Source organism: Nitrospira moscoviensis, assembly GCF_001273775.1.
Classification (GTDB): domain Bacteria; phylum Nitrospirota; class Nitrospiria; order Nitrospirales; family Nitrospiraceae; genus Nitrospira_D; species Nitrospira_D moscoviensis.
On the sequence record NZ_CP011801.1, the window covers coordinates 318,744 to 339,650 of the forward strand.

Sequence of the window (20,907 nt, forward strand, 5' to 3'; positions counted from 1 at the left end):
GGATCACTGTGTGACTGGGAACGGACAGGCGGACAGCGCCAAAGAGTTGAAGACCTGGAGCGATTCATTCGAAGCGAAGCAGCCGCAAGACGTGTTGGCTGCCGTGATCGAACGCTACGCGCCCAAGATCGTGCTCGCCTGCAGTTTCGGGGCGGAGGACGTCGTTCTGTTGGACATGGTGCATCGGCTCAATCCGACCGTGCCCTTGTTTTATCTCGACACGGATTTCCTGTTTACCGAGACGTATGAAACGCGGGACCGGGTGATCGAACGGTACGGTTTAAAGCCGGCGCAGGTCATTCAGATGAAGTCCCTGCTGACTCCCGAGCAACAGGCGGACCAGTATGGCGCGGCACTCTGGTCCACCGAGCCGGATCGCTGCTGTCAAATCCGTAAAGTGGAACCGCTCACCCGCGTCCTGAAAGGATTCGATGCCTGGATCACCGGCATCCGCCGGGACCAGGCGGCCACCAGAGCCCATGCCGGCTTGATCGAGTGGGATACCAAGTTCCAGCTCGTGAAGGTGAATCCGCTCGCCCGCTGGACGTGGGCGGACGTGTGGACCTACATCAAGGTGTACGAGGTGCCGTACAATCCGCTCCACGATCGGGGCTATCCCAGCATCGGCTGCACGCATTGCACCGCGCCGGTCGCGCCGGGAGAAGATCTGAGAGCCGGCCGCTGGAAAAATTTTGCCAAGACCGAGTGTGGGTTGCACAAGTCGTAAGATGTCGTTCCAACCGATCCTCGCAAAAATCGCCAAAGGTCCCAAGGTCTCCAAGGATCTGACCTGGGAAGAATCCAAGCAGGCCATGAAGGCCTTGATCGAGGGAGACGCCACGCCGGCTCAGGTGGGCGCGTTTCTCATTGCGATGCGCTTCAAAATGGAGTCGGTGACCGAATTGGCGGCGTTCACCGCCGCCGCGCGTCAGTATGTGGCTCCGCTGCCGATCTCAAAAGATCTGGCGCTCGTCGACGTTCCCACCTATGCGGGCAAGCACGATACGTTTCACGCCTTGGTGGCCGCCTGCATTGTCGCGGCTTCTGCCGGGGCCGCGGTGTTGATGCATGGCTACGATGGAGTGCCCGGCCGGCTCGGTGCCGCCGGCGTGCTGAAGGCCTTGGGCGTCCGGATCGATGCGGAGGCGAAAGCCGTTGCCGAAGAAGTGAATCAGAAAGGGTTCGCCTATCTCGATATCGGCCTCTATCATCCGCCGGTCTATCGCTTCCTCGAGATGCGGCAGGAATTGGGCGTGAGAAACGTCTTCCATCCAATCGCGCGGCTGCTGAACCCGGCCAGGGCGCGCGCCCAGCTGGTGGGGTTGTCGCATCCGCCGCATTTCGAGAAAACCGCCGAAGCCCTGCGGATGCTCGGCTCTCCCCGCGCGCTCGTCGTGCGCGGGGTGGAAGGCGACCCCGAATTGTCGGCGTCGATGACGACGCGCGTGCTGGAGCTGCGGGACGAACGCCTCACGCCGTTGGGGGTCAGCCCGAAAGATTTTGGGATGAGCGTCGCGTCGTCGCGGGACATGGCCGGCTTTCCTCCCGATCAACGCGAGAAGGAAGCGGATCTGCTCAGGCGCCTTCTTCACAACCAGGTCCAGGGCGGACAAAAGGACTGGGTGCTCATGAACGCCGCAATGGTGCTGTACGCGGCCGGCAAAGGCGCCTCGCTCGCATCCTGTCTCCCGCTGGCCCGGACGGCGATCGAGGGCGGAGCGGCGGCCCGCAAGCTCGAAGAATTGGTCCAGCAGCCGATCGCCGCGTAAACCACGACGCAGAGGAAGGGAGCCAGGGTCGTGAAACATCTCCGGCAGCTCGAAGACCAAAGTGTCTACATTCTGAGAGAAGCCTACAAACACTTCGACAACCTCGCCATGCTGTGGTCGATGGGAAAAGACTCGACGGTCCTGCTGTGGCTGGCGCGCAAGGCTTTCTTCGGCCATGTGCCCTTTCCGCTGCTCCATGTCGATACGAGCTATAAGATTCCCGCCATGATCGAGTACCGCGATCGGCTGGCCCGCGAATGGCGGCTGAATCTGGTCGTCGGCCAGAACAAAGAAGCCCTGGCCGCCGGCATGAACCATACGATGGGTCGAGTCGTCTGCTGCACGGCGCTGAAGACCAACGGGCTGAAGCAGTTGCTGGAGAAAAAGGGCTACACCGGCGTGATTCTCGGCGTCCGCGCGGACGAGGAAGGGACGAGGGCCAAAGAGCGCTATTTTTCTCCCCGCGACAAACACGGCGATTGGGATTTCCGCGATCAGCCGCCGGAACTTTGGGATCAGTACAAGACGACCTTCCCGCCCGGCACGCATATCCGCATCCATCCGCTGCTGGATTGGACCGAAATCAACATCTGGGAATACATCAAGCTCGAAAATATTCCGTTCATCGATCTCTATCTCGACAAGGGCGACGGCACGCGTTACCGCAGCCTCGGCTGTGCGCCTTGCACCACGCCGATCAAATCGACCGCGAAGACCGTCGACGACATCATCGAAGAGCTGCGCCATACGACGGTGGCTGAGCGATCAGGACGGGCGCAGGACGAAGGCCGCGGCATGGAATTACTCAGGAAGGATGGTTACATGTAGCCATGAGCAACGCGCCGGTCGTTTCAAAACCATCCGAGAACCTCAATATCGTCATCGTCGGCCATGTCGATCATGGCAAGTCCACCCTGCTGGGCCGGCTCTACGCCGATACCGGTTCACTCCCTGACGGCAAGCTGGAGAAAGTCCAGGCGATCTGCCGCCAGCAGGGCAAAGAATTCGAATACGCTTTTCTCTTCGACGCCTTTTTAGAAGAACAGGAGCAGGGCATCACGATCGACACGGCCCGCACGTTTTTCATGTGGAAGGGTCGGCAGTACATCATCATCGACGCGCCCGGACACAAGGAATTCCTCAAGAACATGATCTCGGGCGCGGCCCGCGCCGAGGCGGCCTTGCTGCTCATCGATGCGCTGGAAGGCGTGAAAGAGCAGTCGAAGAAGCACGGCTATTTGTTGTCGCTCTTGGGCGTCCGGCAATTCGCGGTGATCGTGAACAAGATGGACCTCGTCGGCTACCGCCAGGACGTCTTCGACGGCATCGAAAAGGAATATCGGGAATTTCTGGGACAGTTCAAAGCGGTGCCGGCGCAGTTCATCCCCGTGAGCGCCAAGCTCGGCGACAACATCGTGAGCCGGAGCGAGCAGATGCCGTGGTACAGCGGTCCGACGGTCCTCGATACGTTGAGTTCATTCAAGAAAGAAACCGCGCGGGTCGAGCAGCCGCTCCGGCTGCCCGTGCAGGACGTGTACAAGTTCGACGCACGCCGCATCATCACCGGCCGCATTACGGCGGGACGGCTCAAGGTCGGCGATCACCTCGTCTTCTCGCCGTCGAACAAACGGGCCAACATCCGCACGGTGGAAGCCTTCAACATCGAACCGCAGCCCACTGAAGGGCAGGCGGGGCAGTCCATCGGCATCACGCTGGACGAACAGATTTTCGTGGAACGAGGAGAGATCGCCGCGCACGCGGAACACCTGCCGCTCGTGTCGACGGCCTTTCGGGCCAATCTCTTCTGGCTCGGCAAGCGGCCGCTGGAGAAAGGCCGCAAATATCAATTACGCGTGGCGACCAAAGAAGTGGACTGCGAAGTGGCGTCGATCCATCGGATCATCGACACGATGGACCTCGCCCAGCAACAGGGCAGCAGCACCGTAAACAAGAACCAAGTGGCCGAACTGATGCTGCGCACGAAAGCGCCGGTGGCGTTCGACCTGTCGTCTTCGTTCGAAGCGACCGGCCGGTTCGTCCTGGTCGACGAATACGACATCGCGGGCGGCGGCATCATCACCGAGCTGGTCCACGACGATCAGGAATTCCTCCGCGAGGAAGCCAGACGCCGGGATTTCGCCTGGGTCAAAGGCGAAGTGACGGTCGAAGACCGGGCGCAACAGTACGGTCATCGCGCGGCCGTCATCCTCATCACCGGCGGGCGGCACACGGGCAAATCGTTCTTGGCGAGAACGCTCGAGGGGCGTCTGGTGGCCGACGGCCGGCATGCCTATTTATTGGACGGCCAGAACCTATTGCGTGGGCTCGATGCGGATCTCAGCGAAGCCGAGCGCGGGCAAACCGCGGAAATGGCCCGGCGCTACGGCGAAGTGGCGCGACTCCTCATCGATACCGGCTTGATCGTCGTCTCCACCACGAATCCCTTCGGCTTGGCCTATCGGGAAGCCTCGCAGGTGATCCGGACGCTGGTGCATCCCGCGCCGGTCATCGCGGTTCACATGAGCAAGTCGGAGGAAGAGTCGCCGCCGAATACCGACGTCGTGCTCAGCGGTCCCATCGACTTCGATGCGGCGACGAAGCGGATCATGGAAGAACTGAAGCGGCGCGGCGTGCTGGCGCAAGCCATCGGAGCCAAGCCGACGTTTCAGTATTCCATTTAGCCGTGGCGCATCGGCCGGCGGCAAGAAAGAATCGGCTGTTCAGATGCGTGCTGCTTCCTTTGGGTGGTTTGACTCGTCAGAAATCGCTGTGCTACCGTACCTCCCTTAACGTTCCCTTTCACGGGGTATGGAATGGATATGGCGCCTGAAAAAGACCTCAAGACGATCCTCGGGAAGCTCCAATATTCCGACGACGCCAAGGTCATCCAGCAGATTACAGAACAAACGAAGCAAGTCCATGCCCGTATGGCGGGCATCAAGCACAAGCTGGTGGTGATGAGCGGCAAAGGCGGGGTGGGGAAGAGCATGACCACCGTCAACCTCGCGCTGGCCTTCGCCCGCCAAGGTTCGCAAGTCGGTTTGCTTGACGTGGATTTGAACGGTCCCTGCGTGCCGCGCATGCTGGGGCTCCATGGGCATCAGCTCACCATGACGCCTCAAGGCGCCGTGCCTCCGACCGGACCGCTGGGAGTGAAAGTGGCATCGATGGATTTTTTCCTCGACGACGCGTCACCCGTCCGCTGGAAGGGGCCGATGGACGTGAGCCCTGTCTGGTTGGGTCTCATGGAAATGAACGTCATTCGCGAGTTCCTGGCCGATGTGGCTTGGGGCGAGCTGGATTATCTGCTCGCGGATTTGCCCCCTGGCGCCGCGGCCGATAAGCCGCCGGTGATCGCCGGCTTCATTCCGGACTTGGCCGGCGCGATCGTCGTCACCACGCCGTCGGAGGTCGCTTCAGATGTCGTCCAAAAGTCGGTGACGTATGCGCGCGACATGGGGATCAAGGTGCTCGGCATCGTCGAAAATATGAGCGAGTACCGCTGCCCCTCCTGCGGCGAGTTGAACGAATTGTTCGAAGGCAATACCGAAGCGATGTGCGAGGTGCTCGATCTGCCGCTGCTCGGCCGGATTCCGTTCGACCGCAAACTGGCCCGCACCTTCGACAAGGGCGCGCCGCTGTTGGATGAGTCGTACCCGACGATCCAGCGGTACCAGGAGATCGCCGGCCGCATCCGGACGTTGCTCGACTATAAGAAAGTCTTGGCGGAGAAACTGTAAGCCTCTGCCGCCGAGAGAGGAGTCTCTATGAAATTTGTTTGCCTCAACTGCGAAACCTACATGAACTTCGAAAAGGTCGAGAAGCCCGGCGAAGGATCGCTCGGGGTCTTTTTCGGCTGTCCCTCGTGCAACGCGAAGTTTTCGATGGTGACCAATCCCGGCGAAACCCAGATGGTCAGTTCTCTGGGCGTGAAGCTCGGCGGACGGACGGACGCCGCGGCGCCGTTTGAAATGACGCGCGGCACGTTGAAGGACGAAGCGCAGGCCGGTGCCGGCCAGATGGGCGCCTATCTGAACGAGAAGATCCAGGGTGGCCAGCCGGTGGCCGCTGCCCCTTCTCCGGCCAAATCGGGCGAGAAGACCGGCGGCGGCTGTCCCTTCTCCGCCATGGTGGCCGAGATGGGGCTGGCGACGGGCGGCAAGCCGGGCAACGGCACCACGCCGGGACCGTCCGAGTTCACCTGGACTCCCGATGCGAAAGAAAAGCTGGATCGGCTCCCCTCATTCGTGAAGCCGATGGTGCAGGGCAGCGTGGAGGCCTACGCCCGCAAGCAGGGGTTCAAGACCATCACGCTTCAAGTGATGGACGACTCGAAAAACGACTCGCCGAACGGCATGACCTGGTCGCGTGAGGCGGAGCAACGGTTGGAAAACATCCCCGACTTCATTCGCCCCATGGCACGCAAGGAGATCGAGCGTCTGGCGAAGGAACGGGGGCTTGCCACCATCACGGCGCAGGTGATGGATGACGCGAAAGACAAGTTCATGAAGTTCATGTAGCCGCGCTCGCTCGACGGTATGCAGTCGAATTCACCAAGGCCCATCCGGCCGTCCGGATGGGCCTTTCGATTCTTATCCCTCCCCCGTAAGGTGCCGGTCCTGTTTCTCGGGCTGCTCCTGCTGCTCGCTATTTTTACCGAGTCGACTTCAGCGCAGCATGGCGCAGAGGGGTACGAGCCGGATCATGATTCCGCCTCACCGCATGAGCACCGTGGAGCGGCGTCAGCCGATGCCTGGGAAGGCTCCGTCGCCGGGGTGGCCTATTCGGAATTCAACCATCACGTGGCCGGGTGGCTGCTGGTGCTGCTTGCACTCGCCGAACTGCGTCTGGCTCTGCCGCCACCGGTGCCACGCTGGATCGGGTTCTTATTGCCCGGAGCGCTGGGAGTCACGGGGATCTTCCTGTTGATATGGAGTGATCATGAAGCCTGGCCCATTGGATCGATGAGCCTGTCCCAGACCTTTCTCAGCGGCGACCGTGAAATCCTTCAGCACAAGATCTATGGCGTCTTGGCGTTGACGATCGCGTGCATCGAAGTGCTCCGCCGATCGGGGATGATCAGACACGCAGTCTGGATGGTCCCGCTTCCCGCCTTCGCCTTGATCGGCGGGTGGATGTTGTTCAGCCATTCTCATGGAGTTCATCCCTCCGCAGACAAGATCGCCGTCCACCATGCCATCATGGGCACGCTCGCCATCACGGCCGGCTCCTCCAAGCTCGTCGGGGTCTGGAAGAACGGCCTCTCGCTCCCCGTTTCGTCGCGCTGGGAACTCCTGTGGGCTGGATTGATTCTTCTGATCGGCGTGCAATTGCTCTTCTATAGCGAATAGACACGTCCGCTTCGTCCTCCCCAAAAATTCGGTGACAGAAGGAATTCGATTTTTCCTCGGCACAGCCGCCGTTTCATCTTACTATCCGGGGATGCATCGCGCCCCCCTGACTGATCAGAGCAATCCCGCCACACCGGTTCTTTTTGCTGGGACGAGCCGCGTGCCGGAAGGTGAGCAGCTAGTTTCTGCCATGTCTGCGGGGATCCTGGGACTGTGCTGTTCCCCAAGCCTCTTCAGATGGTCCCCCGGAGGCTCGCGGCCGAGATGAGATGGACATTTCAGCCGGCCGCTGAAACGTTTTCCCGTTATCGTTCTTTCTGGGACGAGATCAACCGCGCCAACGGCAATCACATCCTGCTGGACTCGGCCTTTGTCGGACCGCTGCTGTCCCACTTCGGGTCGAAGCGGATACTCCTGGGACTGCTCGATAGAGATCACGGCCGCGGGGCCGCGCTGCTCCGCCACGTGCGGGCGGGCGCATGGGAAACCTTTACTCCTTCCCAATGTCCGCTCGGGCTGATCGTCTTGGAAGACGACATCGAGGCCGTTGAACAAAGCCATGCGCTGTTGAAATCGCTGCCTGGCTATCCGCTGAGCTTCTCCGTATTGCAGCAGGATCCCCTGGCAACTGCGTTCACCGACGCGGACTGTGTTGGGTTGGCCGAAAAGATGGAGTATATTGAGACCCCCTGGCTGGCCGTGAAGGGGCGCTTTGCCGACTATTGGCAAACCCGCAACCGCAACTTCGCCCGCAATCTCGCTCGGCAAGAACGGCGGTTAGCGGAGAAAGGGATCACCCTGGCGCTTCAGACGATCCGCGCGCCGGGCCTCGTCTCGGATTGTATCGCTCGCTACGGTGCGATGGAGTCGAACGGCTGGAAAGGCAGGGAAGGCAGCGCCGTGTCGGCGACGAACGCACAAGGACTGTTCTATCGCGAGTTGCTTGAAGGATTCTGCGAGCGGCAGGAAGGCGTCGTCTATGAGCTCACGGCCAACGGCAAGACGATCGCCAGCGACTTGTGCCTGGAGCGAAACGGATCGCTGATGATCTTGAAAACCGCCTACGATGAAAGCCTCAACGGGATCTCACCCGGTCTCTTGCTGCATAAGTTGATCTTGCAATCCCTGTTTGCCGAAGGGCGCATCCACACGGTCGAATTCTGCGGCCGGATGGTCGAATGGAACAGGAAATGGACCAACGAGGCTCGTCGGCTCTATCATGTGAACGTGTTTCGGCACAGGTGGGTCCTGCGGGCCCGCGAAGCCGTGAGGACTGTCGCGAGATTGTGGAGCGGCATACCGATGGGTATCGGATCGTTCGGGAAGAGGCCGGACGGACGGCCCGCCGCAATGGAAGATCGCGTGGCCTGACCGCCGTGATCGATGTCAGTTCGTGAGTGACGGTGGCATGACCTATATCCTGGGACTCTCAGCCTACTATCATGACAGCGCAGCCTGCCTCATTCGGGATGGAGAGATCGTCGCGGCGGCGCAAGAGGAGCGCTTCAACCGCAAGAAGCACTACGCCGGATTCCCGGCGCAGGCCGTCCGTTACTGCCTCAAGGCCGGCGGGATCTCGCTCGCCGAGCTGACCTACGTCGTCTTTTACGATAAGCCCCTCCTGAAGTTTGAGCGGCTTCTGGAAACGTACCTCGCCTTTGCCCCCGCCGGGCTTCGATCGTTCCTTGCCGCGATGCCGGTGTGGCTGAAAGAGAAGCTCCTGCTCAAATCGCAACTGCAAAAGGAATTGTCCTCCCTGCACCCGACCGCGTCCAAGGTCGGGTCGCTTCCGATTCTGTTCGGCGAGCACCACGAGTCCCATGCGGCCTCGGCTTTCTATCCGTCGCCGTACGAGCGCGCGGCGGTGCTCTGCATGGACGGAGTCGGCGAATGGGCCACCACGTCGGCCTGGGTAGGAGAAGGACAGGCCCTGACCCCGCTGTGGGAGATTCCCTTTCCGCATTCCCTGGGGCTTCTCTATTCGGCCTTCACCTACTACACCGGTTTCAAAGTCAACTCGGGCGAGTACAAGGTGATGGGGCTGGCTCCTTATGGGAAGCCGAAGTACGTCCAAGCGATCTACGATCACTTGGTCGATCTGAAAGCCGACGGCACATTCCGCCTCAACATGACGTACTTCAATTATTGCACCGGACTCACGATGACCGGATCGCAGTTCGACCGCTTGTTCGGCGGGCCGCCCAGAAAGCCGGAGAGCCCCTTGACCCAGCGGGAGATGGACCTGGCTCGGTCTATTCAGGACGTGACCGAAGAGGTGATGCTGCGGCTGAGCCGTACGCTGCATCGGGAAACCCGGATGGACCAGCTCTGTCTCGCGGGAGGGGTGGCCTTGAACTGTGTCGGGAACGGAAGAATCCTCCGCGAAGGACCCTTCACGGGGCTTTGGATCCAGCCAGCGGCGGGCGATGCCGGGGCCGCAGTGGGCGCGGCGCTGGCGGCCTGGCACCGGTTCGAAGATCAGCCGCGCCGCCCGGCGCCGACCGGCGACGGGATGAAGGGAACATATCTGGGACCGGCCTTTAGCGACGAAACAATCGAGCAGGCGCTCGCGACAAGGGGCGCCGCCTACAGCCGGCTGCCCGATCATATCCTCTTCGATCGGGTGACGGACGAGTTGGCTGCGGGAAAAATCGTGGGGTGGTTTCAGGGGCGCATGGAGTTCGGCCCTCGGGCGCTCGGCGGACGGAGTATTCTAGGAGATGCGAGAAATCCCACAATGCAATCCGTGATGAACCTCAAGATCAAGTACCGGGAATCCTTTCGGCCGTTTGCTCCCTCGGTGCTCAGAGAGCGCGTGTCCGACTACTTCGATATGGCGGTCGACAGCCCCTACATGCTCCTGGTCGCCCCCGTAGCCGGCAAGCGACGGCTGCCGACCACCAACCAGGACGGTGATCGGTGGGGAATCGAGCGGCTCAATATTCCACGATCCGATATTCCAGCGGTGACCCATGTGGATTATTCCGCTCGTGTTCAAACCGTCCACGAAGACACGAATCCCCGCTACTATGCGCTCCTGAAAGCTTTTGAAGCCAAGACCGGCTGCGCGGTTCTGGTGAATACCTCGTTCAACGTCCGAGGGGAGCCGATTGTCTGCACCCCGGACGACGCCTATCGGTGTTTTATGCGGACCGGTATGGACGTGCTGGTCATCGAAAACTGCCTGCTGCAGAAAGCGGATCAGAAGCCATTGGACGGAGATTCCAACTGGCAGGAAGAGTTTTCGCTGGATTGAAGGGGAGAGAGCCATGCAGGACGGCGACGGAAAGGCGCTTCGTTCGTTCGGTTTGATTGTGGGAGGGGTCTTTGCGGCCATCGGCGCCGGCCCCCTGCTATTCGGTCGGGGCCTCCGAGGCTGGGCGCTTCTGTTGGGCGGCCTACTCATCGTGTCAGGCGTGGCGTGGCCCGCTGCTCTGCAACCGGTCTACCGGATCTGGATGGCCGCCGGCCATGTGCTGGGACGGATCAACACGGCCGTGCTCCTCAGCGTCGTGTTCTTCGGCCTCATCACTCCGATGGCGGTGGTGATGCGAATGCTCGGCAGAGATCCCATGCGGCGGAGTTTGGCGCCCCAGGCGGAGAGCTATCGGGTCGTGCGAGGGGCGCGACCGGGAGCGCACATGAAGCGCCAATTCTAGAAAAAGGAGCCCTATGAAGGAATTGCTCGGCGAGCTGTGGGCGTTCATGCGCGAGCGCAAGAAGTTTTGGCTTCTGCCGATTTTTGTCGTGCTCATTTTGCTCGGCACGCTGATGATCCTGGCGCAGGGCTCCGCGGTCGCCCCGTTTATCTACACCTTGTTTTGAGCGGATCTATTCACGACGGTATCACCATGGCGCTTCGCGAACGCATCGAGAGAACGCTGGTGTGGGTGAGGGACGCGTGGAGCATCGCGGGAATATCCCTGCTCTTGCTCATCGTGGGGCATTACGCCGTCGGGGCCGCCTTGGGCCTCAGGCAGGGCTCCGGCGGCTCCGGTGGATCGGACCCTCGGGCCAACCTTCCGGTCTACGACGGTTTCCCGGAGAAACATGCATTTTGGAAAGAGCAACTCGAGGCGCGGAAGGCGAACCACTTCGAGCCGTACGTCCATTGGAAGAAAGACGGATTCACCGGCACCTACACGAACATCAGCCCGGACGGCGTTCGACGCACGGTCAAACAGCAGAAAGAGGCCGGGACGACGACCGTGTACATGTTCGGCGGTTCCGCGCTCTGGGGAGACGGCGTCCCGGATCAAGAGACCATCCCCTCCCTCGTGCAGTCGGCGCTGGGTGGCGCCTACGACGTCTATAACTTCGGCGAAATCGGCTATGTGTCCGCGCAGGAACTGAACGCACTGCTCTATCTCCTGAGCTTCGGGAATACTCCGGACATCGTGATATTCTATGACGGAGTGAATGACGGCTATGCGGGCGCCTATTCGCCCGCCATCCCGCGCGATCCCGAAAACCTCCGGGAGAAATATAAGCGGGAACGCCACCCACCGAGCCCGGTGGTGGAGCTTTTCAACCGCACCACCTACAAGCTGCTGGGCGACTATCTCATCGCCAAATTGGCCGGCGGCGGTGGTGCCAGCCATGCGTGGGATGAAAAAGTCGCGCCGCATATCGAACAGAACGCCAAGGCCGTGCTCGACGTCTACGAGGCCCACATCAGGCAAGTGAAGGCGCTCGCGGCGGAATACGGCTTCAAGCCGTTGTTTTTCTGGCAACCCAATCTCCTCAGCTTGACGAGAACGGTCTTGCCGTATGAGCAAGACATCATTAACGGACATTCTCCCGTGATGGTCCGGTCGCAAACCGCCGTGTATGAGCAGGCCCGACGTCGGCTGTCAGGACGTGAGCGAGAAGGGATCGTTTTCTTGGGAAATGTCTTCGATAGCGTCCAGGAACCGATTTACATCGACTATGTCCACTTGGGCCGACGAGGGAACGAAATTATTGCCGATGAAATGGTGAAATCGCTGCGGAACTATGAGGGCCTTCCGCATGTGGTGAAAGAACACCGCCTTTCACGGTCGTGAGCGATCCTCCGCCTGACGGCCGGCCTCCTTCGCCGTTCGGTTCCACCGGCTCGACGATGTCTCCCGCCAGAGCTTTCGGGGGAACCCGCGCGTCAATTGACACTTCCGGCAGCCCTGTGTTACCTGTACGAATCCCAAATCAAACCGCGAGGCAGATCTGGATCGGATGCCGATCCAGGGGAGGGTTCCATGGGCGGCCATAGCCATTGGGCGACGATCAAACGCCACAAATCCGCGCAGGACGCCAAGCGTGGCAAGATCTTTACCCGCATCATCCGTGAGTTGACCATCGCGGCTCGATCCGGCGGCGATCCGGACGGCAATCCCCGCCTGCGCCTCGCGATCGCCAAGGCTAAGGAAGCCAACATGCCCGGCGATACCATGAAAAAGGCGATCCAACGGGGAACCGGCGAGCTCCCGGGTGTCACGTACGAAGAATTTTCATTGGAAGGATACGGTCCCGGCGGGACGGCGCTGCTCATTGAAATCACCAGCGACAACCGTAACCGGACCGTCGCGGAAATCCGCAGCCTGCTCACCAAAAACCACGGCAACATGGCCGAGGCCGGCTCCGTCGCCTGGCAGTTCCAGAAGAAGGGCCTGATTACGATCGAGAAGGGTAAGGTGGACGAAGACACGTTGCTCAGCCTCGCGCTCGATGCGGGGGCTGAAGACGTGAAGGTCGGTGAAAAGGTGTATGAAGTCGTGACGAGCCCCCAGGATTTTGAAGCGGTGAAAAAGGCGTTAGGCGATGCCAAGATCGAGACGGCCTTGGCCGAGATCACCTACATTCCCCAAAATACGATCCGCCTGGAAGAGAAGTCCGCCGAGCAGATGCTCAAACTCATGGAAGTCATGGATGAGCACGATGACGTGCAGAAAGTGCACGCAAATTTCGACATCCCCGATGAAGTGATGGAAAAGGTGGCGGCCACCGCCGCGGGATAGGCCCTGCGGCATGGCGCCATCCGGCACAGGTCAAACAGACTGGATGAGATGATCGCCTTTCTGACGGGGCGGTTGGCGTTCAAATCCCCCACTCACCTCACGCTCGATGTGCAGGGAGTCGGCTACGAAGTCCATATTCCCCTCAGCACGTACTACGCCCTTCCGAATCTCGACGAGACCACCGCGCTCAACATCCATACGCATTTGCGTGAAGATGCGATCCAGTTATTCGGCTTTTTGTCGCAAGCCGAAAAGGAATCGTTTTTGCTCCTGACCACCGTATCGGGAATCGGCCCGAAGCTGGCCCTGAGCGTGTTGTCGAGTCTCTCGGTGACCGATCTGCTCTCCGCCATCCAATCGGAAGATGTCGACAAACTTTCGACGGTGCCGGGCATCGGCAAAAAGTCGGCCGGCCGCATCGCGCTCGAGCTCAAGGATAAGGTGGGCAAGATTCACCTGCCCGGTGCGTCGCGCGCCGTGGCGGATCAATCCGACCTGGGAGGTCCCTACGAGGATGCCTGGTCGGCACTGGTCAATCTCGGCTATCGTCCGCAGGACGCGAGGGACGCCCTGAAACGGGTCTCCAAGAAATCCAACGGACCCGTTGTGCTCCAAGAATTGATTCGTGAAGGGCTGAAAGAGCTGACAAGGGGGTAAGCATGTCTCGATGTTTCCGGACGACCCACTTCCTCGGCCGATCTGTTGTGGCGCTGGCGTTGACCACGATCCCCGTCGCCGGTTTGGCCGAAGACGCCAAGGAGCCGAAAAGCATCAGGATGACCTGCGGGGCCTGCCCGGAGGGCTACGCGACAACCGGTGTCACGCAATCGCCGGAAGTGTGCAAGGACGGAGATCCCACGTTGGTGCAATGTGTGCCTATCGGCGCCAACATGTTGCCGGTCTGCGGGTCCTGTCCGGAGGGGTACAACGAGATCGGCAGTTCGTCAGTGCCGGCCCGCTGCGGCAGCAAGGACGGAGGCCGGTTGACGCAATGCCAATTACGGAGCATGGAGTCGAATCTGCCGGATCCGACTCAGGGATTCAAAAAGTGCCCGCCCGACTGCGGCAGCACCGCAACACCGGGGCAAGGCGCCCTCCCGCCGCCGCCCAAATATCAACCGGCTCCCGAGAACAAGTGAAAGAGCCTCGATGAGCGAGCGCCTCATGACGAATCGCATCACGGAGGAGGAACGCAGCATCGAGAACGTGCTGCGGCCTCAGTCGCTGGACGACTACGTCGGTCAGGACAAGATGAAAGAATCGCTCCGGATTTGCATCGAGGCGGCCAAGCAGCGGAGAGAGGCGCTCGACCATGCGATTTTCTATGGTCCCCCCGGACTGGGCAAGACCACCATCGCGCACATCATCGCCAAAGAAATGGGCGCCGCGCTGCGGAGCACCTCGGGTCTCGTCCTCGCGCATGCGGGAGATCTCGCCGCGATTCTCACGAACCTCCAGGAGTATGACGTGCTGTTCATCGACGAAATCCACCGGTTGCCGGCGTCGGTGGAGGAAGCGCTCTACCCGGCCATGGAGGATTATCAACTCGATCTGGTGATCGGGCAGGGGCCCGCCACGAGGACGGTGAAGCTGGACTTGCCGCGGTTCACGTTGGTCGGCGCCACGACGAGAGCCGGGGCGCTGACTTCTCCGCTCAGAGACCGCTTCGGCCTGGTCTATCGCCTGGAGTTTTATTCGCCGGCTGAGCTGGAAGCGATCGTCGTCCGCTCCGCCGGGGTGCTGGGGATCGGCATGGACCGTGAGGGTGCGGCTGAAATCGCGCGGCGGGCGCGCGGCACCCCACGGATCGTCAACCGGTTGATCAAGCGGGTCCGGGACTACGCTCAGATCAAGGCCGGCGGACGGGTCACCCGCCGGGTGGCCGAAGAGGCCCTGGCTTGGCTGGGGATCGATCAGGCGGGATTCGACGACATGGACCGCAAGATCCTGCTCACCATCATCGAAAAATTCAACGGAGGTCCGGTCGGCATCGAATCCCTCGCCGCGGCGGTCCAGGAGGATAAGGGCACGCTCGAAGACGTGTACGAACCCTATCTGATCCAGGCCGGGTTTCTTGAACGAACCGGGCGCGGACGCCAAGTCACTCGGGCGGCCTTCGATCACTTTCACAAGCCTTCCACGCTCCTGATTTAGGACCCGCCGTTCACGCACGGCGCCGTGGCGGATCGCTCCAAAGTTTTTGAAAGTACAGGACTATCCTTGCAATCGCCTCCACCGTTCCGGTAAGATTCACCACTTGTCCCAGCGGGTTCAAGCCGTCCGAAGAGAAATCGGAGCGTCTTCAATTCCAGCCGTTCGAGGTACGGTCGCCCATGTCGAAGGATCTGTCCGACTATCGCAAGGAAATCGACCGGATCGACGACGAGATCCTTCGTCTGCTGAACGAGCGTTCGAAGAGCGTCATCGAGATCGGTAAGCTCAAGAAGGAGCGGGACGCAGGGGCCAACTTGCACACTCCGGGGCGGGAAGCGGCGATCATCGAACGGCTGACCAAGCAGAATACGGGACCGTTTCCGACCGACGCGATCCAGTCCGTGTATCGCGAGATCATGTCGGCGTCGCTGTCGCTCGAAGGCCCGCAAAAAGTCGCCTACCTCGGCCCCAGAGCCACCTTTACCCACATGGCGTGCATGCAGAAATTCGGCTCTTCGGCGCAGTATGTGCCTGTCCACAGCATCAAAGACGTGTTCAGCGAAGTGGAACGGGGCCGCGCCAACTTCGGCGTCGTGCCGATCGAAAACACGACGGAAGGGGTCGTCAATCATACGCTCGACATGTTCATCGACTCCAACCTGCTGATCTACGGGGAGGTGCTTCAAGAGGTCTCACACCATCTCCTGTCGACGTCCGGCCTGTTGGACGATGTCAAGAAAATCTACTCCCATCCGCACGCCATCGCCCAATGCCGCAATTGGCTCGAAACGAACCTCCCCCACGTGCCGGTGTCCGAGGTGGCGAGCACCGCCCGAGCGGCCGAGCTCTGCATGGACGAACCGTCGTCCGCGGCCATCGCCTCCGAATTGGCCGGGCAACTCTACGGGCTCAAGGTGGTCAAGGCCCGCATCGAAGACAATTTGAACAACTTCACCCGCTTTCTCGTGCTGTCGCAAAAGCCGCCCGAGCGGACGGGCAAGGATAAGACGTCGTTGATGCTCTCCGTAAAAGACAAAGTGGGCGCCCTCTATGACCTGTTGCGGCCCTTCGCCTCGCATGGCTTGAACATGACGAAGATCGAATCGCGGCCCTCTCGCCGGAAGGCCTGGGAGTATATCTTTTTCGTCGATGTGGAAGGGCATATCGAAGAGGAACGGGTCAAGAAGGCCGTGGAAGAAGTTACGCCGCGCTGTCTGTTTCTCAAGATCCTCGGCTCCTATCCCGCGCACAGTTGATTCCATGGCACTGCACGTCCACCACGATATTGCGTCCTTGAGCCCCTACGTTCCGGGCAAACCGATCGAGGAACTCCAGCGGGAACTGGGGCTGAGCCGGGTCGTCAAGCTCGCGTCCAACGAAAATCCGCTCGGACCGTCACCGAAGGCGTTGGCGGCGCTGGCCGGGGCAGAGACGACGCTCCATCGCTATCCGGACGGCGGCGCCTATCGGCTCAGACAGGCGATCGCCGACCGGTGGAAGGTAGCGATGGACCAGGTCATTCTCGGCAACGGCTCCGACGAGATCCTCGGCTTGTTGGCGCGGGCGTTCCTCGCGCCGGGCGACGAAGCGGTCATGGCGGATTGCACCTTCGTCATCTACAAAATGGAAGTCACCGCCGCCCACGGCAAGCCGGTGGTCGTGCCGCTCAAGGAGTGGACGCACGATCTGGAGGCGATGGCCGCGGCCGTAACCCCTCGCACGAGATTGCTGTTCGTCTGCAATCCCAACAATCCCACCGGGACGATGGTGTCGGCCGAGGCGGTCCGTCGCCTCATGGCGAGCGTGCCGGAGGATGTCATCGTCGTCTTCGACGAGGCCTACTTCGAGTACGTCCGCGATCCGCATTTCCCCGATGCGCTGGACTATGTGAAGCGGGGCCGGAACGCGATCGTCCTCCGCACGTTCTCGAAGATCTACGGGCTCGCGGGGCTGCGGATCGGCTACGGCATGACGACGCCGGAGATCAACGGCTATTTGAACCGCGTTCGGCCGCCGTTCAACGCCAATACGCTGGCGCAGCGCGCGGCGCTGGCGGCGCTGGGAGACGACGAACACGTGGCGAGAAGCCGGGCGGTCAACGCGGCCGGCATGGAGCACATCGAAAACGGCCTGCGAGCGCTGGCATTCGACCCGGTGCCGAGTGAAGCGAATTTCCTATATTTCGATGTCCGGCGCGACGGGCGGCAGGTGTTCGACGCGTTGTTGCGCGAGGGGATCATCGTGCGGCACATCGAGGGCCCCATGCTGCGGGTGACCGTCGGGCAACCCGAGGAGAACAGCGCCTTCCTGCACGCGTTGAAAAAGGTTGTAGCGTAGCGAGAGCCGAACAGCGAGGGAATTATGATCATCGTCTTGAAACCTGAGGCGACGGAACGGGAAGTCGATCATATTATCGATCGGCTGCGCGAGTTGGGGCTGAAGTCGCAAATTTCCACTGGACAGGAGCGCACGATCATCGGCGTGATCGGCGACGACCGGATTCTTCAGAACCAGCCCCTGACTGCGCTGCCGGGCGTCGAAAGCGTCCTGCCGATTCTGGCCCCATGGAAGCTGGTGAGCCGGGAATTCAAGCGCGAGGGCACGATCATCGAAGTGGGCGGCGTGAAAATCGGCGGGAAGAAGCTCGCCATCATGGCCGGTCCCTGCGCCGTGGAACGGCTGGAGCTGACGGTCGGCATCGCGCACGAGGTCAAGTCGGCCGGCGCGACGGTGCTCCGCGGCGGGGCCTACAAGCCGAGGACGTCGCCCTATTCCTTCCAAGGCTTGGGCCGCGAGGGGCTCGATTATCTGGTGGAGGCCAAGAAGCAGACCGGGCTGCCGGTCGTGAGCGAGATTCTCGATACCCGCGACATCGAGCTGTTCCTGGAAAAGGCTGACATCATCCAGATCGGCGCCAGGAACATGCAAAATTTCGAGCTGCTGAAGGAAGTGGGCGCCTATGACAAGCCGGTGCTGCTGAAGCGGGGCTTGTCGGCGACGATCAAAGAATTCCTGCTGTCCGCCGAATATATCATGTCGCGCGGCAACCGGAACGTCATGCTCTGCGAGCGCGGCATCCGAACCTTTGAAACCCAATACCGCAACACGCTCGACCTCGCCGCCATTCCGACCCTGAAAGAACTATCGCACCTGCCCGTCATCGTCGATCCCAGCCACGCCACCGGCAAATGGAACCTGGTGGCCCCGATGTCCAAGGCGGCTGTGGCGGCCGGCGCGGACGGCCTGTTGATCGAGGTCCATTCCAATCCGGAATGTGCTCTGTGCGACGGGGAAGAATCGATCAAGCCGTCCAAGTTCAAAGAACTGATGCACGATCTCAGCAACATCGCCCGCGCTGTCGGCCGAGAGATTTAGACGAGCACGGTCATGGCCGTTCATTTCAAACAGGTGGCGATCGTCGGCGTAGGCCTCATCGGGGGATCGCTCGGGATGATTCTGCGCCGGAGGGGTTTGGCTGATCAGGTCGTCGGCATCGGGCGCCGGGTGGAGAATCTCAAAACCGCCGTCGAACTGGGCGCGATCGATCGGTATGTCTCCGATCCCAAGGAAGGCGTGCGCGGAGCGGATCTCGTGGTGCTCGCAACGCCGGTGGATACCTACGATCGGCATCTCAAAGACTGGGCCTCTTGCCTCGCGCCGGGGGCGATCGTGAGCGATGTGGGGAGCGTGAAGGGCCCTTTGGTGGAGCAGTCGGAGCAGGCCATGCCGGCCGGCGTCCATTTCGTCGGGGCACACCCCATCGCGGGGAAGGAAAAAACCGGCGTCGCGGCCGGCACCGATCAATTGTTCCAAGGCGCGCGCTGCATTCTAACCCCCACGGCGCGAACCGACCGGCAGGCGCTGGAGCGGATTCACGAGCTGTGGCGGGAGACCGGCTCCATCGTGCTCACCATGGATCCGTACCTGCACGATCAAATTCTGGGCGCCGTCAGCCACTTACCGCACGTCGCGGCCTTTGCCCTGATGAACGCGCTGGCAGAATTGCGCGATCGACAATTGCCTGCGCTTGATTTGGCCGGCCATTCGGGCGGCGGCTTGCGGGACACGACGAGGATTGCCGCCAGCTCGCCGGAAATGTGGCGCGATATTTTTGTCTGGAATCGGGCCAACGTCGTGGCTTTCATCGAACGCTATGAACGGGCGTTGGGAGAATTAAAACGCTTGATCCAAACCGGCGATGCGGCGGGCATCGAAAAGGCGTTGGAACGGGCCAAAGCCGAACGCGAGAAGTTGAACGCGCGTCCTCCCGTCACGGTATGAGCAGCATGACCGCACTGACCATTACCGCCGGCCGGCCGTTGGCAGGCACGACGACCGTGCCGGGCGACAAGTCCGTTACCCACCGGGCGATCATGCTCACGGCCCTCGCGGAGGGAACCAGCGTCATTTCACGCTACTGCCGGGGCGAAGACTGCCTCAATACGATGCGGGCCTTGCAATCGCTCGGCGTCCCGATCGACGAGACGCCCGAACAGTTGACCGTGCACGGGAAAGGGTTCTGGGGACTGACCGAACCCCAGGGCCCGATCGATTGCGGCAATTCGGGAACCGGGATTCGCCTGCTGGCCGGCCTGCTCGCGGGCCAGGATTTTTTTACGGTGCTGACCGGCGACGAGTCCATCCGCCGCCGGCCGATGGGACGGGTGGTCAAACCGTTGCGTCAAATGGGGGCGGTGATCGCCGGCCGTAAGGGCGGCGAGCTGGCTCCGCTCGCGATTACCGGCACGCGATTGTGCGGCATCGACTACCGGTCACCGGTCGCCAGCGCCCAGGTGAAGTCGTCCCTGCTGTTGGCCGGTCTGTTCGCCGAGGGCGCCACGCGCTTTTCCGAGCCGCGGCTCTCGCGGGATCATACGGAGCGGATGTTCCGGTTTTTCGGCGTCCCTCTCACCCGGGAGGGCGACACGCTGGTGCTGCAAGGCCGCCCGGCGGTCGGGTGGACCGGCCGCGACCTCGTCATCCCCGGAGATTTTTCGGCGGCGGCGTTTTTCGTCGTGGGAGCGACGATTGTCCCCGGCTCGGATATCACGATTCGGAACGTCGGGATCAATCCCACCAGGACCGGCCTGCTCGACGTCATGCGTTCGATGGGCGCGGACATCCAGGTGCTCAATACCCGGGAGGAAGCGGGCGAACCGGTGGCCGACCTTCGGGTGAGGTCCGCGCCGTTGAAGGGCGTGACGATCGGGGAGGATCTGATTCCGCAAACGATCGACGAATTTCCCGTCCTCTGCGTGGCGGCCGCCGTGGCGGAGGGAGACACGGTCATCACGGGTGCAGAAGAGTTGCGCGTCAAAGAGAGCGATCGCATCGCCACGATGAGCGCGGAATTGCGGGCCATGGGAGCCCGCATCACGGAACGATCCGATGGGATGGTGATCCAGGGCTTGGGCAAGGCCGCTGAAAACGGGAGGCTCCAGCCGGCGCGGCAGGCGCAGAGCCATGGCGACCACCGTGTCGCCATGTCGCTCGCGATCGGCGCCTTGACCGCCGCGTCACCCATGACGATCGGGGACACGGCTTGCGTAGAAACCTCGTTCCCGGACTTCGAATCGACGCTGACCGCGTTGTTGACGGAGCCCGCGCGAGGGCTATAATACGGCTCCCTATGATGCAGGG

At 61.4% G+C, this 20,907-nt stretch carries 21 protein-coding genes; all 21 read left to right on the forward strand.

The features are described from left to right. The first annotated feature begins 10 nt into the window (after positions 1-10). The 21 genes from NITMOv2_RS01500 (at position 11) to aroA (ending at position 20,885) form a co-directional block, all read left to right on the forward strand. A complete protein-coding gene (locus NITMOv2_RS01500; RefSeq protein ID WP_053378211.1) occupies positions 11-727 on the forward strand; it encodes a phosphoadenylyl-sulfate reductase in 717 nt (238 codons plus the stop codon). A gap of 1 nt (position 728) precedes the next feature. Continuing rightward, a complete protein-coding gene (gene trpD, locus NITMOv2_RS01505; RefSeq protein ID WP_053378212.1) occupies positions 729-1,769 on the forward strand; it encodes an anthranilate phosphoribosyltransferase in 1,041 nt (346 codons plus the stop codon). Between the two features lie 30 nt (positions 1,770-1,799). Then, positions 1,800-2,597, forward strand: coding sequence for a sulfate adenylyltransferase subunit CysD (gene cysD / locus NITMOv2_RS01510; protein ID WP_053378213.1), 798 nt, complete (start codon positions 1,800-1,802; stop codon positions 2,595-2,597). Between the two features lie 2 nt (positions 2,598-2,599). Further along, on the forward strand, positions 2,600-4,450 hold the full coding sequence (locus NITMOv2_RS01515) for a GTP-binding protein (RefSeq protein WP_053378214.1): 1,851 nt from the start codon (positions 2,600-2,602) through the stop codon (positions 4,448-4,450). Between the two features lie 138 nt (positions 4,451-4,588). Beyond that, on the forward strand, positions 4,589-5,509 hold the full coding sequence (locus tag NITMOv2_RS01520) for an Mrp/NBP35 family ATP-binding protein (protein WP_053378215.1): 921 nt from the start codon (positions 4,589-4,591) through the stop codon (positions 5,507-5,509). 27 nt (positions 5,510-5,536) lie between these two features. Then, on the forward strand, positions 5,537-6,289 hold the full coding sequence (locus tag NITMOv2_RS22395) for a PCP reductase family protein (RefSeq protein ID WP_083447668.1): 753 nt from the start codon (positions 5,537-5,539) through the stop codon (positions 6,287-6,289). An 18-nt stretch (positions 6,290-6,307) separates the two neighbouring features. Then, positions 6,308-7,120, forward strand: a complete 813-nt coding sequence (locus tag NITMOv2_RS01530) for a hypothetical protein (protein WP_145976129.1) — start codon at positions 6,308-6,310, stop codon at positions 7,118-7,120. A gap of 264 nt (positions 7,121-7,384) precedes the next feature. After that, positions 7,385-8,491, forward strand: a complete 1,107-nt coding sequence (locus NITMOv2_RS01535) for a GNAT family N-acetyltransferase (protein ID WP_053378217.1) — start codon at positions 7,385-7,387, stop codon at positions 8,489-8,491. Positions 8,492-8,528: 37 nt separating this feature from the next. Then, entirely contained in the window at positions 8,529-10,376 is a 1,848-nt protein-coding gene (locus NITMOv2_RS01540; RefSeq protein WP_053378218.1) for a carbamoyltransferase family protein, read from the forward strand. A 13-nt stretch (positions 10,377-10,389) separates the two neighbouring features. Next, on the forward strand, positions 10,390-10,779 hold the full coding sequence (locus NITMOv2_RS01545) for an SxtJ family membrane protein (protein WP_053378219.1): 390 nt from the start codon (positions 10,390-10,392) through the stop codon (positions 10,777-10,779). A gap of 13 nt (positions 10,780-10,792) precedes the next feature. Next, on the forward strand, positions 10,793-10,945 hold the full coding sequence (locus NITMOv2_RS23730) for a DUF5989 family protein (protein WP_187299326.1): 153 nt from the start codon (positions 10,793-10,795) through the stop codon (positions 10,943-10,945). 26 nt (positions 10,946-10,971) lie between these two features. Then, a complete protein-coding gene (locus NITMOv2_RS01550) occupies positions 10,972-12,165 on the forward strand; it encodes an SGNH/GDSL hydrolase family protein (RefSeq protein ID WP_053378220.1) in 1,194 nt (397 codons plus the stop codon). 189 nt (positions 12,166-12,354) lie between these two features. Continuing rightward, the gene (locus NITMOv2_RS01555; protein WP_053378221.1) at positions 12,355-13,113 is read left to right on the forward strand and encodes a YebC/PmpR family DNA-binding transcriptional regulator; all 759 of its coding nucleotides are present in this window, start codon (positions 12,355-12,357) and stop codon (positions 13,111-13,113) included. Positions 13,114-13,161: 48 nt separating this feature from the next. Next, entirely contained in the window at positions 13,162-13,770 is a 609-nt protein-coding gene (ruvA, locus tag NITMOv2_RS01560; RefSeq protein WP_053378222.1) for a Holliday junction branch migration protein RuvA, read from the forward strand. 2 nt (positions 13,771-13,772) lie between these two features. After that, entirely contained in the window at positions 13,773-14,252 is a 480-nt protein-coding gene (locus NITMOv2_RS01565) for a hypothetical protein (RefSeq protein ID WP_053378223.1), read from the forward strand. 10 nt (positions 14,253-14,262) lie between these two features. Further along, positions 14,263-15,267 (forward strand): Holliday junction branch migration DNA helicase RuvB, encoded by a 1,005-nt coding sequence (gene ruvB / locus NITMOv2_RS01570; RefSeq protein ID WP_053378224.1) that lies wholly within the window; start codon positions 14,263-14,265, stop codon positions 15,265-15,267. 179 nt (positions 15,268-15,446) lie between these two features. Beyond that, positions 15,447-16,523: a prephenate dehydratase gene (gene pheA / locus NITMOv2_RS01575; RefSeq protein WP_053378225.1), complete on the forward strand. Its 1,077-nt coding sequence runs from the start codon at positions 15,447-15,449 to the stop codon at positions 16,521-16,523. A 4-nt stretch (positions 16,524-16,527) separates the two neighbouring features. Next, positions 16,528-17,604, forward strand: coding sequence for a histidinol-phosphate transaminase (gene hisC / locus NITMOv2_RS01580; RefSeq protein WP_053378226.1), 1,077 nt, complete (start codon positions 16,528-16,530; stop codon positions 17,602-17,604). Positions 17,605-17,628: 24 nt separating this feature from the next. Continuing rightward, a complete protein-coding gene (aroF, locus tag NITMOv2_RS01585) occupies positions 17,629-18,642 on the forward strand; it encodes a 3-deoxy-7-phosphoheptulonate synthase (protein ID WP_053378227.1) in 1,014 nt (337 codons plus the stop codon). A 12-nt stretch (positions 18,643-18,654) separates the two neighbouring features. Next, the gene (locus NITMOv2_RS01590; RefSeq protein ID WP_083447670.1) at positions 18,655-19,548 is read left to right on the forward strand and encodes a prephenate dehydrogenase; all 894 of its coding nucleotides are present in this window, start codon (positions 18,655-18,657) and stop codon (positions 19,546-19,548) included. Positions 19,549-19,553: 5 nt separating this feature from the next. Next, positions 19,554-20,885 carry a 3-phosphoshikimate 1-carboxyvinyltransferase gene (aroA, locus tag NITMOv2_RS01595; RefSeq protein ID WP_053378228.1) on the forward strand — a complete coding sequence of 444 codons (1,332 nt, stop codon included), beginning with the start codon at positions 19,554-19,556 and terminating at the stop codon, positions 20,883-20,885. Positions 20,886-20,907: the final 22 nt, after the last annotated feature.

Bases quoted from the DNA above. Each gene is read 5' to 3' on its own strand.
- trpD (WP_053378212.1), top strand. From the start codon at position 729: ATGTCGTTCCAACCGATCCTCGCAAAAATCGCCAAAGGTCCCAAGGTC.
- NITMOv2_RS01515 (WP_053378214.1), top strand. From the start codon at position 2,600: ATGAGCAACGCGCCGGTCGTTTCAAAACCATCCGAGAACCTCAATATC.
- NITMOv2_RS01520 (WP_053378215.1), top strand. From the start codon at position 4,589: ATGGCGCCTGAAAAAGACCTCAAGACGATCCTCGGGAAGCTCCAATAT.
- NITMOv2_RS22395 (WP_083447668.1), top strand. From the start codon at position 5,537: ATGAAATTTGTTTGCCTCAACTGCGAAACCTACATGAACTTCGAAAAG.
- NITMOv2_RS01530 (WP_145976129.1), top strand. From the start codon at position 6,308: ATGCAGTCGAATTCACCAAGGCCCATCCGGCCGTCCGGATGGGCCTTT.
- NITMOv2_RS01535 (WP_053378217.1), top strand. From the start codon at position 7,385: ATGAGATGGACATTTCAGCCGGCCGCTGAAACGTTTTCCCGTTATCGT.
- NITMOv2_RS01540 (WP_053378218.1), top strand. From the start codon at position 8,529: ATGACCTATATCCTGGGACTCTCAGCCTACTATCATGACAGCGCAGCC.
- NITMOv2_RS01545 (WP_053378219.1), top strand. From the start codon at position 10,390: ATGCAGGACGGCGACGGAAAGGCGCTTCGTTCGTTCGGTTTGATTGTG.
- NITMOv2_RS23730 (WP_187299326.1), top strand. From the start codon at position 10,793: ATGAAGGAATTGCTCGGCGAGCTGTGGGCGTTCATGCGCGAGCGCAAG.
- NITMOv2_RS01550 (WP_053378220.1), top strand. From the start codon at position 10,972: ATGGCGCTTCGCGAACGCATCGAGAGAACGCTGGTGTGGGTGAGGGAC.
- NITMOv2_RS01555 (WP_053378221.1), top strand. From the start codon at position 12,355: ATGGGCGGCCATAGCCATTGGGCGACGATCAAACGCCACAAATCCGCG.
- ruvA (WP_053378222.1), top strand. From the start codon at position 13,162: ATGATCGCCTTTCTGACGGGGCGGTTGGCGTTCAAATCCCCCACTCAC.
- NITMOv2_RS01565 (WP_053378223.1), top strand. From the start codon at position 13,773: ATGTCTCGATGTTTCCGGACGACCCACTTCCTCGGCCGATCTGTTGTG.
- ruvB (WP_053378224.1), top strand. From the start codon at position 14,263: ATGAGCGAGCGCCTCATGACGAATCGCATCACGGAGGAGGAACGCAGC.
- pheA (WP_053378225.1), top strand. From the start codon at position 15,447: ATGTCGAAGGATCTGTCCGACTATCGCAAGGAAATCGACCGGATCGAC.
- hisC (WP_053378226.1), top strand. From the start codon at position 16,528: ATGGCACTGCACGTCCACCACGATATTGCGTCCTTGAGCCCCTACGTT.
- aroF (WP_053378227.1), top strand. From the start codon at position 17,629: ATGATCATCGTCTTGAAACCTGAGGCGACGGAACGGGAAGTCGATCAT.
- NITMOv2_RS01590 (WP_083447670.1), top strand. From the start codon at position 18,655: ATGGCCGTTCATTTCAAACAGGTGGCGATCGTCGGCGTAGGCCTCATC.
- aroA (WP_053378228.1), top strand. From the start codon at position 19,554: ATGACCGCACTGACCATTACCGCCGGCCGGCCGTTGGCAGGCACGACG.